Below are 13,535 nucleotides of genomic sequence, written 5' to 3' on the forward strand. Positions count from 1 at the left end.
TCTCGGGCCATGGCTTCCCGTTCTTCCAGCACTCCTTCTCCCGCCCCGCGCCCGGCTGCGGCGCGCATTCCCCGCACCTCCCGGCCCGACGGCAGCACCACGCGCCTGCACATCCTGGAAACCGCCGGCCAGCTGTTCGCGGAGCGCGGCTTTGCCGAGAGCACCAGCAAGGAAATCTGCACCCGCGCGGGCACCAACATGGCGGCCGTGAACTACCACTTCGGCAGCAGGGACGGGCTCTACGAGGCCGTGCTGATCGAGGCGCACCGCCAGCTCGTGAGCATCGACGAGCTGGTCAGCCTGGCCAGCGCCGCGGCCGATCCGCGGCTCAAGCTGCGCGCATTTCTCACGCACCTGATCGAGATGGGCAGCCAGCCCAAGGCGCCCTGGGGATTCCGCGTCGTGCTGCGCGAGGCGCTCTCGCCGTCGCCGGCCCTGCCGGTGATGATCCGTCAGGCGGTGTTGCCCAAGGCCAAGCTGATCCGAGGCTTGATCGGCGGCATCATGGACCTGCCGGACGACCATCCCTCGGTGCAGCGCGCCATGCTGTTCGTGGTGCTCCCGTGCATCGTGATGACGGTGGCGCCCAGGAACCTGCGCAGCGAGGTGCTCCCGGCGCTGAAGAATGCCGAAGGCCTCGCGGACGACCTGATGCGCTATGTCTTCGCCGGACTCGACGCCATGGCAAAGGAGGCCAAGGCCGCCGCGCGCCCTACAGCTGGAAAGCGACGGTGAGCAGCAGCCCTTCGGCCACGTCGCGCAGCAGGCCCGGGCGCCGCGCGCGGTAGGGCTCGCCGGCGGAAGCCGTGGTGCCGATCCACTCGGCCAGCCAGTCGATCTCGCGCGGGCCGTAGAACACCACCGCCGCCTCGTGGTTGAGCAGCAGGCTGCGCAGGTCCAGGTTGATGGAGCCGCACATGGCCAGCTCGTCGTCGACCACCACGGCCTTGGCGTGCGCCATGAAGGGCAGCATGCGAAAGCTCACGCCCGCGCGCGCCAGGTCGCGCATGGCGCGCGTGCGCACGAAGTCGGCCAGCCGGTGGTTCGACTGCGCGGGGATGGCGATGGTCACTTCCACGCCGCGCCGCGCGGCCAGCCGCAGCGCATCGCGCAAGCCGTCGCCGGGCACGAAGTAGGGCGTGATCGCGAGCACCCGGTGCTCGGCCCGGAAGCAGGCGTCGATCAGCAGCGCGTGGGCCGTGTCCTCGGTCTGGTCGGGGCCGCTCGGCAGGAACTGCGCCATGGCGCCGTCCGTGCTTTCATCGATGTCGTCGGCCGTGATGGCGCGCGCCTTGCGCCCGCGCACCGAGCTCCAGTCGTGGTCGAACTGGCGCGCCGCGGCCGCGGCCACGCTGCCGCGCAGGTCGAAGGAAAGATCGCGCCAGGCTTCAGGGTACCTGTCGTTGCCGGTGAAGTATTCGCCCGCCAGGTTGCGCCCGCCCGACCACAGCCAGCCGTCGTCCGCGATGGTGAACTTGCGGTGGTTGCGCAGGTTGCGCGGCCCGATGCGGCGCAGGCTGAAGAAGGGGCGGAACACCGCGACCTCGCCGCCCGCCGCGCACAGCACTTCGAAGTGGCGGCGCGGCAGCGTCAGCGCGCCGAAGCCATCGAGCAGCACGCGCACCTTGATGCCCTCGCGCGCACGCTCCGCCAGCCGCGCGATGATTGCGCGGCCCAGCGCGTCGTCGCCGATGATGAAGGTGCACACGTCGATGCGCTCGCGCGCACCGTCGATCACCTGCCACAGCGCCTCGCGCGCTGCCTCGCCATCGGCATGCAGGCGGATCGCGCAGCGCCCCGGCGGCGCAAGGCCGAAGCTCTCGATCAGGTCGGCCGCCCAGTGGCCCGGCGGCACCGAGCGCGGCGGCCGCGGAGAACCGGCCGGGCGCAGCTTGCGCTGGCCGAAGAGCAGGTAGATCGGCAGGATGACGTAGGGCATGAGCACCAGCCCCATGACCCACGCAATGGCCGTGGTGGGCGCGCGCTGCTCGCGGCGCGCGCGCGTGGTCAGTATGTAGACCAGCAGCGCGAAGGTGACGACAAGAAAATGCTGTGAGGGTGAAGGCAGCCAGTCGAGTCGCGTGTTCGGCATGCGGCAATGATGCCTGAGGATCCGCGGGTTGCCGCCAGCGGTCAGCGCGGCACCAGGAACGAGGCCACGTCGCGCCCTTCGGAGGCCAGGAACTGCATCATCGGCTCGACCACCGTACGCACGGCGTCCCGCTCGCCCATGCGGCCGCGCCAGGCCACGAGGCGCGGCGTGGCCGGCGTCATCCGCGCACCCTTTCGGTCGGCGAAGATGCAGGCCATGTAGAAGGCGATGTCCGCGAAGGAGTAGGGTCCGGCCAGGTACTCGCGCGCGGCCAGCAGGCTTTCCATCTCGTCGTAGTAGCGGGCGCACGCGGCGCAGGCCGCCACCGCGGGCGCGCTCTGCATGTCGTGCTGCAGGCCGAAGAGCCGGATCACGTTCGGGAAGAAGACCTCGTCCGACTTCTGCTCGAGCTGCCGCGCGCGGGCCCGTTCGGCAACGCCCCGGGGCCACAGCGCGGGCGCGGGGTAGCGGTCTTCGAGGTACTCGAAGATCTGCGTGGAGTCGAACAGTTCGACTTCGTCGTCGACCAGCACCGGGACCTGCTGCTTCACCGGGCTCACGCGCAGCACCTCGGGGTGCTTGGGCTCGTAGGCGTCGTCCTTGGTGAACGGCACCATGACGAGGTCGAAGTCGATGCCTTTCTCGAGCGCGGCGATCTGCACCTTCGCGCCGAACATGCTGAGGGGGCCTGAGTAGATTTTTGTAGCGGTCTTCGTCATGCCCCCGACTTCACCAGAAATGGCGCGTCAGGTCGAGCCCCAGACCTCCTGCGCCGTCTCGACCACGAGGCGCAGCTTGTTGCGCTGCGCTTCCACCGCGATGTTGTTGCCGTGCACCGTGCTCGAGAAGCCGCATTGCGGCGACAGCGCGAGCTGTTCGATCGGGGCGTACTTGGCGGCATCCTCGATGCGGCGCTTGAGTTCGTCCTTGTCTTCCATCTGGCCGAACTTGGTGGTCACGAGGCCCAGCACCACGGTCTTGCCCTTGGGCAGGTAGCGCAGCGGCTTGAAGTCGCCCGAGCGGGCGTCGTCGTATTCCATGAAGTAGGCGTCCAGGTCCATCTCCTTCAGGAGCGCCTCGGCCACCGGCTCGTAGTTGCCGGCCGCGGCATGCGTGCTCTTGAAGTTGCCGCGGCACAGGTGCATGGCCAGCAGCATGCCCGGCGGCTTCTGCGCCACCACCTTGTTGATGAAGGCGGCATAGCGGTGCGGCAGTTCGTTCGGGTCGTCGCCGCGCTTGCGGGCCGCCTCGCGCATGTGCTCGTCGCACAGGTAGGCCAGATTGGTGTCGTCCATCTGCACGTAGGTGCATCCCGCCGCGGCCAGCGAGCGCAGTTCGTCGCCATAGGCCTTGGCCACGTCGTCGTAGAACACCGGGTCGAGTTCGGGATACGCGTCCTTGCTGATGCCTGCGCGGCCGCCGCGGAAGTGCAGCATCGTCGGCGAGGGAATCGTCACCTTGGGCGTGCGGCCCGCCGAGACCTGGCTCTTCAGGTACTGGAAGTCCGCCAGCTGGATGTCCTTGACGTGGCGCACCTTGTCGATCACGCGCATGGCAGGCGGCGCGAGTTCCTCGGTGCCGTCGGGCCTGCGGATGGTGACCGGGATGTCGGTCTTCACGCCGCCGAGCTGGTCGAGAAAGTCGATGTGGAAATACGTGCGGCGGAACTCGCCGTCGGTGATGCTCTTCAGCCCGATGTCTTCCTGGAACCGGACGATCTCGGTGATGGCCTGGTCTTCGACCTTGCGCAACTGCTCGGGCGTGATCTCGCCCTTGGCTTTCTGCTCACGCGCCTCGAGCAGGTATTTGGGGCGCAAGAAGCTGCCGACGTGGTCGTAGCGGGCGGGCAGGGCGGCGTGCTGGGACATGGGAATCTCCGTCGTGTCTGAAAACGAGTCGATCATCGTATCGCCTTGGAAACCATCTTGCGTGTATACACATAAGTCAGTGTTTACCCTTGATATCTGTGTATTCTGTGGAATTTTCTTTGTTTATGTATACATTGCGTATCCATGAAAACGCCCGCGAACGCCTTTCCATTGAATGCCTGGTATGCCGCCGCCTACGACGTCGAAGTGCGTCATGCGCTGCTGCCGCGCACGATCTGCAACGAAAAGCTGGTGCTGTACCGGCGCACCGACGGGCAGGTGGCCGCGCTCGAAGACGCCTGCTGGCATCGGCTGATGCCGCTCTCGCTCGGCCGCCTCGAAAGCGACGAGCTGGTCTGCGGCTACCACGGCCTGGTCTACAACAGCCAGGGCCGATGCACCCACATGCCGAGCCAGGAGACGCTCAATCCCTCGGCCTGCGTGCGCAGTTTCCCGGTGGTCGAGAAGCATCGCTTCATCTGGATCTGGCCCGGCGATCCGGCCAAGGCCGACCCCGCGCTGGTGCCCGACATGCACTGGAACGACGACCCGGCCTGGGCCGGCGACGGCAAGATGATCCGCGTGGCCTGCGACTACCGGCTGGTGGTCGACAACCTCATGGACCTGACGCACGAGACCTTCGTGCACGGTTCGTCGATCGGCAGCCGCGAAGTCGCCGAGGCCCCCTTTGTCGCCACCCACGGCGACCGCTCGGCCACCGTGACGCGCTGGATGGAAAACATCGACCCGCCGCCGTTCTGGGGCGGCCAGATCCGCCATGCGCGCGGCTACATCGGCAAGGTGGACCGCTGGCAGATCATCCGCTTCGAAGGGCCGTGCACGGTGAACATCGACGTGGGTGTGGCCGAGGCGGGCAGCGGCGCGGTGCCGAAGGACGGCAACCCCGGCGACCGCAGCAAGGGCGTGAACGGCTACGTGCTCAACACCATCACGCCCGAGACCGACAAGACCTGCCTTTATTTCTGGGCCTTCGCGCGCAACTACTGCCTGGGCGAGCAGCGCCTCACGCACGAGCTGCGCGAAGGCGTGGCCGGCATCTTCCGCGAGGACGAGATCGTGCTCGAGGCGCAGCAGAAAGCCATGGACGAGCGTCCCGGCCACCAGTTCTACAACCTCAACATCGACGCCGGCTCGATGTGGGCGCGCCGCCTGATCGACCGCATGATCGAGAAGGAAACACCCGCGCGCGCCGCGATTCCGATCCGCCCCGCGGGAACGCAGACGGCATGAAAACCGCGGCCGTATCCCCCATCGAGCCTGGCGACGGCGGCAGCTCGCAGGCGGTGAAGGCGCAGCTGCGCTTGCGCGAAATGATCCTGGCCGGCGAGCTGCCGGGCGGTGCGCGCATTGCTGAAGTGGCCATCTCCGAACAGCTCGGAGTCTCGCGCACGCCGGTGCGCAGCGCGCTGATGCGGCTGGAACAGGAAGGCCTGCTCGAGGCGCTGCCCAACGGCGGCTATGCGGTGCGAACCTTTTCCGAGCGCGACGTGGCCGACGCCATCGAACTGCGCGGCACGCTCGAGGGCCTGGTGGCGCGTCTCGCAGCCGAGCGCGGCGCCCCGCCGGTGGTGCTGCGCGAGGCGCGCGCCTGCCTGGCGCGCATCGACGAGCTGCTGCGCGAACCCGCGCTCGACGACGCGGCTTTTTCGCGCTACGTGACGCACAACGAGAAGTTCCATGCACTGCTGTGCGAGATGGCGGCCAGCCCGGTCATCGCGCAGCAGCTCGAGCGCGTGGTCAACCTGCCGTTCGCTTCGCCGTCGGGCTTCGTCGTCGTGCAGGCCAACTCGCCCGCCGCGCGCGACATGCTCGTGATTGCGCAAGACCAGCACCTGCAGGTGCTCGACGCGATCGAGGCCGGCGAAGGCTCGCGCGCCGAGGCGCTGATGCGCGAGCACAGCCGCATTGCGCGGCGCAACCTGCGCGATGCGCTGCACGGCATGCCCGGCGGCGCCGAGCAGCGGCCTCTGCCCGGCGTGCAGCTGATCCGCCGCCGCGGCTGAGCGGCCGGTTTCCCTTTCCGCTGGTTCTCTTCCCGATGAAAAACGATCTCCAATGGATGCAGGCGCAGGTCGTTGCGCTGCGCGACGTCACACCCACGGTGCGCGAGTTCGAGCTGCGGCCCGAGACGGGCTTTGCCGCCACGTACGAGCCCGGCTCGCATCTGCAGGTGCAGGTGATGGCGGGCCATGGCAAGCTGCAGACGCGCTCGTACTCGCTGGTGGGGGAGGGCGACGGCCAGTGCTGGCGCATTGCGGTCAAGCGGCTCGACGATGGCCGCGGCGGCTCGCTCGCCATGTGGCGCCTGGCCGTGGGCGACCGGCTGCAGGTGGGCGCGCCGCAGAACCACTTTGCGCTGGACCTCTCGGCGCCCGGGTACCTGCTGGTGGCCGGCGGCATCGGCATCACGCCGCTCGTGATGATGGCCCAGCGCCTGGGCGATCACGCACGGCGCAGCGGCGTGCCGGTGAGGATGCTCTACGGCGCGCGCCATGCGGGCGAACTCGCCTACCTCGAAAAGTTGCGCGACGCATTGGGCGGCCAGGTCGAGGTGCACGAGGGCGCGGCGCCGATCGACTTCGCGGCCGCCATCGCGGCCCTGCCTCCGGGGGGGCAGCTCTACACCTGCGGTCCGGTGCCGATGCTCGAAGCCGTCAAGCGCGCCTGGCAGGCGGCGGGCCGCGCCCCGGCCGACCTGCGCTTCGAGACCTTCGGCAGCAGCGGCCGGCTTCCGACGCAGGCCTTCACAGTGCGCATTCCCCGGCATGGCCTGGCGATCACCGTGCCGGCGGATTGCACTTTGCTCGAAGCGCTCGAAGCCGCCGGCGTACAAACGCTCTCCGACTGCAAGCGCGGCGAATGCGGCCTGTGCGCCATGGACGTGCTGGCGGTGGAGGGCGAACTGGATCACCGCGACGTGTTCCTGGGCGCGCACGAGAAAGAGGCGGGCACCCGCATCTGCGCCTGCGTATCGCGCGCGGTGGGCACCCTCACGCTCGACTCCGCGTACCGTCCCGACAGCTGAAAACACGCTGCGCGATGATCGCGCAGTTCATTTGTTGATCGCGCAACAAAGCCAGCCGCCCGGAGCGAAGTAGGTGATTGCCTGCTCCGCCGCATGTTGCAAAGTGTTGAAAAATAGACCGGTCCGCTTTCGCCTTCAAGGAAAACTTCATGCAAAGACGCCAACTCATCCAGACCGCAGGCCTCACGGCGCTTGCGCTTTCCATGTCGCTCGCCAGTGCGCAGGACACCAACAAGTTCAAGATCGGCCTGATCCTGCCCATGACGGGGCAGCAGGCGTCCACCGGCCGGCAGATCGAAGCGGCGGCGCGGCTGTACATGGCGCAGAACGGCGACACGGTGGCGGGCAAGAAGATCGAGCTCATCATCAAGGACGACGTGGCCACGCCCGACGTGACCAAGCGCCTGGCGCAGGAGCTCATCGTCAACGACAAGGTGAACGTGATCGCGGGCTTCGGCGTCACGCCGGCCGCGCTGGCCGCCGCGCCGCTGGCCACGCAGTCGAAGACGCCGCAGGTGGTGATGGCCGCCGCCACGTCGAGCATCACCGAGGCTTCGCCCTACATCGTGCGCACCAGCTTCACGCTGCCGCAGGTGTCGGTGGCCATGGGCGACTGGGCACCGAAGAACGGGGTGAAGTCGGTGGTCACGCTGGTGGCCGACTACGGCCCCGGCAACGACGCCGAGAAGTTCTTCAGCGAGCGCTTCCAGCTCAACGGCGGCAAGGTGGTCGAGAAGCTGCGCGTGCCGCTGCGCAACCCCGACTTCGCGCCGTTCCTGCAGAAGGTGCGCGATGCCAAGCCCGATGCGCTGTTCGTCTTCGTGCCCTCGGGCGCGGGCGCGGCGGTGATGAAGCAGTTTCTCGAGCGCGGCATGGACAAGGCCGGCATCCGCATGATCGCCACCGGCGACGTGACCGATGACGACCAGCTCAACGACATGGGCGACGGCGCGCTGGGCGTGGTCACCTCGCACCACTACTCGGCGGCGCACCCGTCGCCCGCCAACAAGAAGTTCGTCGACGCTTTCCAGAAGGCGAACCCGAAGATGCGCCCCAACTTCATGGCCGTGGGCGGCTATGACGGCATGCGCGTGATCTACGAAGCGCTGAAGGCGACGAAGGGCCAGGGCGGCGGCGACGCGCTGCTCGCGGCCATGAAGGGCCAGATCTTCGAGAGCCCGCGCGGTCCGGTGTACATCGATGCGCAGACGCGCGACATCGTGCAGGACGTGTACCTGCGCAAGGTCGAGAAGAAGGACGGACAGCTCTACAACGTCGAGTTCGACGTGATCAAGGGCGTGAAGGATCCGGGGAAAGCGAAGTAGATACGGGATCGGACAGCCGAACGCAGAGCTCGCGAAGGTTTCGCAGGAAGTCGCAGAAGGAGACCCAGAATGAACGTGGTTTCTTCTGCGGCTTCTGCGTAGTTTTGTCTTCCTTCTGCGTTCGGTTCCCGTATTCGCGACTGCATCCAGGACAAGCCGCATGCTCACCATTCTCTTCGACGGCATCGCCTACGGCATGCTGCTCTTCGTGCTCGCAGTCGGGCTGGCCGTGACGCTCGGGCTGATGAATTTCATCAACCTCGCGCACGGGGCCTTTGCCATGGCGGGCGGGTATCTCACGGTGTTTGCGATGCAGAAGCTCGGCGTGCCGTTCCTGGCCTGCCTGCCGCTCGCGTTCATCGTGGTGGCCCTGGCAGGAGCGCTGCTCGAGCGCACGCTCTACCGGCCGATGTACGGCAAGCCGCACCTCGACCAGGTGCTGTTCTCCATCGGCCTGGCGTTCATGGCCGTGGCGGCTGTCGACTACTTCGTCGGTTCGTCGCAGCAGAACATCCAGCTGCCCGAATGGCTGCGCGGGCGCACCGAGGTGGGCGATGGCACATTGCTGCTCGGCATGGGGCACTACCGCCTCTTCATCATCGCCGTGTGCGCCGTGCTCACCGTGGTGCTTCAGCTCATTCTCTCGAAGACACGCTTCGGCAGCCGGCTGCGCGCCGCGGTCGATGACCCGCGCGTGGCGGCGGGGCTGGGCATCAACGTCAACGTCGTCTTCCTGCTGACTTTTGCGGTGGGCTCCGGGCTTGCGGGGCTGGGCGGTGCATTGGGCGCAGAGATCCTCGGGCTCGATCCGACCTTTCCGCTCAAGTACATGATCTATTTCCTGATCGTGGTGTCCGTCGGCGGCACCTCGTCCATCACCGGGCCGCTCGCGGCTGCGCTGCTGCTCGGCATTGCCGACGTGGCCGGCAAGTATTTCATTCCGAAGATGGGTGCGTTCACCGTCTACCTGCTCATGATCCTGATCCTGATGTGGCGCCCCCAGGGCCTGTTCACGCGCAAGGGAGGCCGCTGAATGAGCGCACCGTCTTCGTACGAATCTGCATTGCTGCGCAAGGCCCGCTGGCGCCCGCTCGAGTTCGTGGTGTGGGCCGCGGCCTTCGCACTGCCGTTCGTCATGCCTTCGCATTCGCTGCTGGTCAACGAGATCGCCATCGTCGCGCTGTTCGCGATGTCGCTCGACCTGATCCTCGGCTACACCGGCATCGTCTCGCTCGGCCATGCGGCCTTCTTCGGCTTCGGGGCCTACACCGCCGCGCTGTTCGCCAAGCTCGTGATGCCGGACCCCACGGTCGGACTGGTGGTCGCCACCGTGCTGTCGGCCTTGCTCGGGCTCCTGGCCAGCGTGACGATCCTGCGCGGCAGCGACCTCACGCGGCTGATGGTCACGCTCGGCACCGCGCTGCTGTTGCTCGAACTCGCCAACAAGCTCGACTGGCTCACGGGCGGCGCCGACGGCCTGCAGGGCGTGGTGATGGGGCCGGTGCTCGGGCTGTTCGAGTTCGACCTGTTCGGCCGCACGGCCGCCTGGTATTCGCTCAGCGTCATGCTCGTGCTGTTCCTCGTGATGCGCCGGCTGGTTCACTCGCCGTTCGGCGCCACGCTGAAGGCGATCCGCGACAACCGGCTGCGTGCCATGGCGATCGGCATCCCCGTGGTGTCGCGGCTCGTGGTCATCTACACCGTGGCGGCGGGCATTGCCGGCGCCGCGGGCGCGCTGCTGGCGCAGACCACGGGCTTCGCCTCGCTCGACGTGCTGGCCTTCGATCGTTCGGCCGACGTGCTGCTGATGCTGGTGATCGGCGGCGTGGGCTGGCTCTATGGCGGCGTGGCGGGCGCCATTGTCTTCAAGCTGCTGCAGAACTGGCTTTCGGCCGTGACGCCGCAATACTGGATGTTCTGGATCGGCCTCTTGCTGGTGCTGCTGGTGCTGGTGGGGCGCGACCGCGTGCTCAAGCCGTGGACGTGGCTGGGCAAGAGGAAGGGGAGTCGCGCATGACCGAGACCGTGCTCTCGACGCAAGGGCTGGTGATGCGCTTCGGCGGCATCACGGCGACCAACGACGTGACGATGGAACTCAAGCGCGGCGCGCGCCATGCGCTGATCGGACCCAACGGCGCCGGCAAGACCACGCTCATCAACCTGCTGACCGGCGTGCTCACGCCGACCTCGGGCCGCATCTCGCTGCTGGGTGAGGACATCACCACGCTGGCGCCGCACAAGCGCGTGGCGCGCGGGCTGGTGCGCACCTTCCAGATCAACCAGCTGTTCGACTCGATGACTCCGCTGGAGACGCTGGCGCTCGTGGTGTCCCAGCACCAGGGCATCGCGTCGCAATGGTGGCGGCCGCTCGGGGCCACGCAGGCCGTGACGGAACGTGCGGCGGAACTGCTCGAGCAGTTCCATCTGGGCGACGTGGCGCAGCAGCAGACGAAATTCATGGCCTACGGCAAGCGCCGCTTGCTGGAGATTGCCATCGCGCTGGCCTGCGAGCCGCGCGTGCTGCTGCTGGACGAGCCCGTGGCCGGTGTGCCCGCCGGCGAGCGCGAGGAGCTGCTGGAGACCGTGGCGGCCTTGCCGGCGGACGTGTCCGTGCTGCTGATCGAGCACGACATGGACCTGGTGTTCAGCTTTGCCGATCGCATGACAGTGCTGGTCAACGGCACGTTGCTGACCGAGGGCGATCCCGAAACCATTGCCGCCGATCCGAAGGTCAAAGAGGTTTATCTGGGCCATGGAGAGCATGCTCATGTCTGAGCTATTGCGCATTGAGAATCTGAGCGCGGGCTACGGCGAAGCCGTGGTGCTGCACGACGTGGCGTTTGCGCTCGGCGAGGGCCAGACGCTGGCGCTCCTGGGCCGCAACGGCACGGGCAAGACCACGCTGATCAACACGCTGGCGGGGGCCACGCGGCAGCACGGCGGAACCATCACGCTCGGCGGGCAGGCGCTGCACAAGCTGGCGCCGCACCAGCGCGCGGCGGCCGGCATCGGCTGGGTGCCGCAGGAGCGCAACATCTTCAAGTCGCTCACGGTGCACGAGAACCTCACCGCGGTGGAGCGGCCGGGCAAGTGGCATGCGCAGCGCGTCTACGAGATGTTCCCGCGCCTGGCGGAGCGCAAGACCAACCTGGGCACGCAGCTCTCGGGCGGCGAGCAGCAGATGCTGGCCGTGGGCCGCGCGCTGGTGCTCAACCCCAGGCTGCTGCTGCTCGACGAGCCGCTTGAAGGCCTGGCGCCGATCATCGTCGAGGAGCTGCTGCGTGCCATCCGCCGCATCACGCAGGACGAAGGGCTGGCCGCGGTCATCGTGGAGCAGCATCCGCAGGCCATCCTCGCGATTTCCGATCACGCGGTGGTGCTCGATCACGGCACCATCGTCCACACCGACAGCGCCGCGGCATTGCGCAGCCAGCCGCAGGTGCTCGAACGGTTGCTGGGCGTGGCCCGATAGCGATTCCAACGAAGAAGAAGGAGACAGACACATGGCGATCCCGAAGACACTGATTCGCGGGGGCGCCATGGCGGCCTCGGCAGTGCTGCTGGCGGCGTGCACCACCACCGGTCCGCAGAGCCTTGCGCTCGGTGCGAACCCGGCGGCCGCCTGCGCGGCGCTCGTGGCGCCGGTCGCACCCGCGGCCATCGGCCTGCCGAGCGGCGCGGCGACCATCGACTCGGCCACGCTGGTGCCGGCCTCCGCGCTCGCGGTTGCGGAGCGTGGCCCCAGCCCCGCATCGCGCATCACGCCGCCGACGCCTGCGCATTGCAAAGTGTTGGGCCGCATCGCGCCGCTCGATGCCAACGCGCCGCCGATCCTGTTCCAGGTCAACCTGCCGCTCGCATGGAACGGCCGCAGCGTGCAGTACGGCGGCGGCGGGTTCAACGGCGTGCTGATCACCGGCCTCTCGCTGGTGCCGGCCGGCCGCTTCGACCAGCCCACGCCGCTCGCGCAGGGCTACGTGACCTACGGCACCGACTCCGGCCACCAGAACGTGGCCGGCCAGCCGCCGCAGGCCTTTGCGCTCAACGACGAGGCGCTGGTGAACTTTGCGCACGCTTCGTACAAGAAGGTGCGCGACGTGGCGGTGGCGCTGATGCAGCGCGCCTACGGACAAGCGCCGCAGAAGCTGTACTTCGTCGGCAGTTCCGAAGGCGGGCGCGAGGCGCTCACCATGGCGCAGCGCTACCCGCAGGATTTCGACGGCATCTTCAGCCGCGTGCCAGTCATCAACTGGACCGGGCTGCAGCACGCCGGCACGCGCAACGGCATCGCCACCTTTGGCGAAGGATGGCTGCGGCCGGCGCAGGTGCAGCTGGTGCATAACGCCGTGCTCGCAGCTTGCGATGCCGCGGACGGCGCCGCCGACCGCATCGTGTCGAACCCGGTGGCCTGCCTGCAGCACTTCGATCCCGCGACCCTGCGCTGCGCCGCCGGCACCAGCGGCGACAACTGCCTCAACGATGCGCAGGTGCAGGCGGTGCGCACGCTGCGCTCGCCGTGGCGCTCACCGGTGCCGCTGGCCAACGGCGTGACCGCGTATCCGGGCTGGGGCATCGGCGGCGAAGGCACGCCGGCCTTTGCGTCGATGGGCGGCTGGAACGCGTGGTGGACCGGCACCTCGGCGCCGACCGTGCCGCCGCAGCAGAGCAACGGCATCGCATGGTTCTACGGCAGCGGGGCGCTGCAGTATTTCTACGCGCGCAATCCGAGCCTCGATGTGCGCAACTACCGCGCGGAAGACTTTGCCGCGCGCATCGCCACCGTGTCGCAGCTGATGGATTCGACCAACCCCGACCTTGCCGCCTTTGCAGCGCGCGGCGGCAAGCTGCTGGTGCTGGAGCACATGGCCGACTACGCGCAGAGCCCGTTCGCGGGCATCCTTTATTACGAATCGGTGGTGGCGCGCATGGGGCGCGACAGCACGGACCGCTTCATGCGCCTGTACACCGCGCCCGGTGTCGACCACGTGGGCAGCGGCGCACCGGCCAACGTCGACATGCTCGGTGCCTTGGCCGATTGGGTCGAGCGCGGCCGCGCACCGGCCGGCCTGCAGCTGGCCGAGCAGGGGGTGCAGCCGCCCTTCAGGACCGTGCGTGCCCGCCCCCTGTGCGAGTGGCCGCTTTGGCCGCGCTTCACGGGCGGCGATGTGTCGCAGGCCGCGAGCTTCCAGTGCAGCAGGTAGCGA

The 13,535-nt window shown here is 68.1% G+C and carries 13 protein-coding genes; 10 read left to right on the forward strand and 3 right to left on the reverse strand.

The window, feature by feature from the left end; translation table 11 throughout:
* Window positions 1-9: 9 nt before the first annotated feature.
* Entirely contained in the window at window positions 10-735 is a 726-nt protein-coding gene (locus ABID97_RS10430; protein WP_354398424.1) for a TetR/AcrR family transcriptional regulator, read from the forward strand.
* Here ABID97_RS10430 and ABID97_RS10435 read toward each other — a convergent pair.
* Genes ABID97_RS10435 through ABID97_RS10445 form a run of 3 tightly spaced genes read right to left on the reverse strand, consistent with a single transcriptional unit; the run spans window position 713 to window position 3,960 of the window.
* Entirely contained in the window at window positions 713-2,092 is a 1,380-nt protein-coding gene (locus ABID97_RS10435; protein WP_354398425.1) for a phospholipase D-like domain-containing protein, read from the reverse strand. The genes ABID97_RS10430 and ABID97_RS10435 overlap by 23 nt on opposite strands.
* Window positions 2,093-2,133: 41 nt before the next feature.
* The gene (locus ABID97_RS10440; RefSeq protein WP_354398426.1) at window positions 2,134-2,811 is read right to left on the reverse strand and encodes a glutathione S-transferase family protein; all 678 of its coding nucleotides are present in this window, start codon (window positions 2,809-2,811) and stop codon (window positions 2,134-2,136) included.
* A 27-nt stretch (window positions 2,812-2,838) separates the two neighbouring features.
* On the reverse strand, window positions 2,839-3,960 hold the full coding sequence (locus ABID97_RS10445) for a 5-methyltetrahydropteroyltriglutamate--homocysteine S-methyltransferase (RefSeq protein ID WP_354398427.1): 1,122 nt from the start codon (window positions 3,958-3,960) through the stop codon (window positions 2,839-2,841).
* A 144-nt stretch (window positions 3,961-4,104) separates the two neighbouring features.
* On the opposite strand from ABID97_RS10445, the gene ABID97_RS10450 reads away from it, so the two are divergent.
* From ABID97_RS10450 to ABID97_RS10490, 9 genes are all read left to right on the forward strand, one after another.
* Window positions 4,105-5,211, forward strand: a complete 1,107-nt coding sequence (locus tag ABID97_RS10450; RefSeq protein ID WP_354398428.1) for an aromatic ring-hydroxylating dioxygenase subunit alpha — start codon at window positions 4,105-4,107, stop codon at window positions 5,209-5,211.
* On the forward strand, window positions 5,208-5,984 hold the full coding sequence (locus ABID97_RS10455) for a GntR family transcriptional regulator (RefSeq protein WP_354398429.1): 777 nt from the start codon (window positions 5,208-5,210) through the stop codon (window positions 5,982-5,984). Before ABID97_RS10450 ends, ABID97_RS10455 begins: the two co-directional genes overlap by 4 nt.
* 35 nt (window positions 5,985-6,019) lie before the next feature.
* Window positions 6,020-7,006 (forward strand): PDR/VanB family oxidoreductase, encoded by a 987-nt coding sequence (locus tag ABID97_RS10460; RefSeq protein ID WP_354398430.1) that lies wholly within the window; start codon window positions 6,020-6,022, stop codon window positions 7,004-7,006.
* A 149-nt stretch (window positions 7,007-7,155) separates the two neighbouring features.
* On the forward strand, window positions 7,156-8,331 hold the full coding sequence (locus ABID97_RS10465; RefSeq protein ID WP_354398431.1) for an ABC transporter substrate-binding protein: 1,176 nt from the start codon (window positions 7,156-7,158) through the stop codon (window positions 8,329-8,331).
* A 160-nt stretch (window positions 8,332-8,491) separates the two neighbouring features.
* Complete coding sequence (locus ABID97_RS10470) at window positions 8,492-9,364, forward strand: branched-chain amino acid ABC transporter permease (RefSeq protein WP_354398432.1); 873 nt, start codon at window positions 8,492-8,494, stop codon at window positions 9,362-9,364.
* Window positions 9,365-10,348, forward strand: coding sequence for a branched-chain amino acid ABC transporter permease (locus ABID97_RS10475; protein ID WP_354398433.1), 984 nt, complete (start codon window positions 9,365-9,367; stop codon window positions 10,346-10,348).
* Entirely contained in the window at window positions 10,345-11,106 is a 762-nt protein-coding gene (locus tag ABID97_RS10480; RefSeq protein WP_354398434.1) for an ABC transporter ATP-binding protein, read from the forward strand. The genes ABID97_RS10475 and ABID97_RS10480 overlap by 4 nt, the downstream gene beginning before the upstream one ends.
* The gene (locus tag ABID97_RS10485) at window positions 11,099-11,803 is read left to right on the forward strand and encodes an ABC transporter ATP-binding protein (RefSeq protein WP_354398435.1); all 705 of its coding nucleotides are present in this window, start codon (window positions 11,099-11,101) and stop codon (window positions 11,801-11,803) included. Before ABID97_RS10480 ends, ABID97_RS10485 begins: the two co-directional genes overlap by 8 nt.
* Window positions 11,804-11,834: 31 nt before the next feature.
* Complete coding sequence (locus tag ABID97_RS10490; protein ID WP_354398436.1) at window positions 11,835-13,532, forward strand: tannase/feruloyl esterase family alpha/beta hydrolase; 1,698 nt, start codon at window positions 11,835-11,837, stop codon at window positions 13,530-13,532.
* The last annotated feature ends 3 nt before the right edge of the window (window positions 13,533-13,535 follow it).

The sequence above is a fragment of the Variovorax sp. OAS795 genome (assembly GCF_040546685.1).
In the GTDB taxonomy this organism is placed as follows: Bacteria; Pseudomonadota; Gammaproteobacteria; order Burkholderiales; family Burkholderiaceae_C; genus Variovorax.

Coding starts and splice junctions, on each gene's coding strand:
- ABID97_RS10430 (WP_354398424.1), top strand. CDS start 10: ATGGCTTCCCGTTCTTCCAGCACTCCTTCTCCCGCCCCGCGCCCGGCT.
- ABID97_RS10435 (WP_354398425.1), bottom strand. CDS start 2,092: ATGCCGAACACGCGACTCGACTGGCTGCCTTCACCCTCACAGCATTTT.
- ABID97_RS10440 (WP_354398426.1), bottom strand. CDS start 2,811: ATGACGAAGACCGCTACAAAAATCTACTCAGGCCCCCTCAGCATGTTC.
- ABID97_RS10445 (WP_354398427.1), bottom strand. CDS start 3,960: ATGTCCCAGCACGCCGCCCTGCCCGCCCGCTACGACCACGTCGGCAGC.
- ABID97_RS10450 (WP_354398428.1), top strand. CDS start 4,105: ATGAAAACGCCCGCGAACGCCTTTCCATTGAATGCCTGGTATGCCGCC.
- ABID97_RS10455 (WP_354398429.1), top strand. CDS start 5,208: ATGAAAACCGCGGCCGTATCCCCCATCGAGCCTGGCGACGGCGGCAGC.
- ABID97_RS10460 (WP_354398430.1), top strand. CDS start 6,020: ATGAAAAACGATCTCCAATGGATGCAGGCGCAGGTCGTTGCGCTGCGC.
- ABID97_RS10465 (WP_354398431.1), top strand. CDS start 7,156: ATGCAAAGACGCCAACTCATCCAGACCGCAGGCCTCACGGCGCTTGCG.
- ABID97_RS10470 (WP_354398432.1), top strand. CDS start 8,492: ATGCTCACCATTCTCTTCGACGGCATCGCCTACGGCATGCTGCTCTTC.
- ABID97_RS10475 (WP_354398433.1), top strand. CDS start 9,365: ATGAGCGCACCGTCTTCGTACGAATCTGCATTGCTGCGCAAGGCCCGC.
- ABID97_RS10480 (WP_354398434.1), top strand. CDS start 10,345: ATGACCGAGACCGTGCTCTCGACGCAAGGGCTGGTGATGCGCTTCGGC.
- ABID97_RS10485 (WP_354398435.1), top strand. CDS start 11,099: ATGTCTGAGCTATTGCGCATTGAGAATCTGAGCGCGGGCTACGGCGAA.
- ABID97_RS10490 (WP_354398436.1), top strand. CDS start 11,835: ATGGCGATCCCGAAGACACTGATTCGCGGGGGCGCCATGGCGGCCTCG.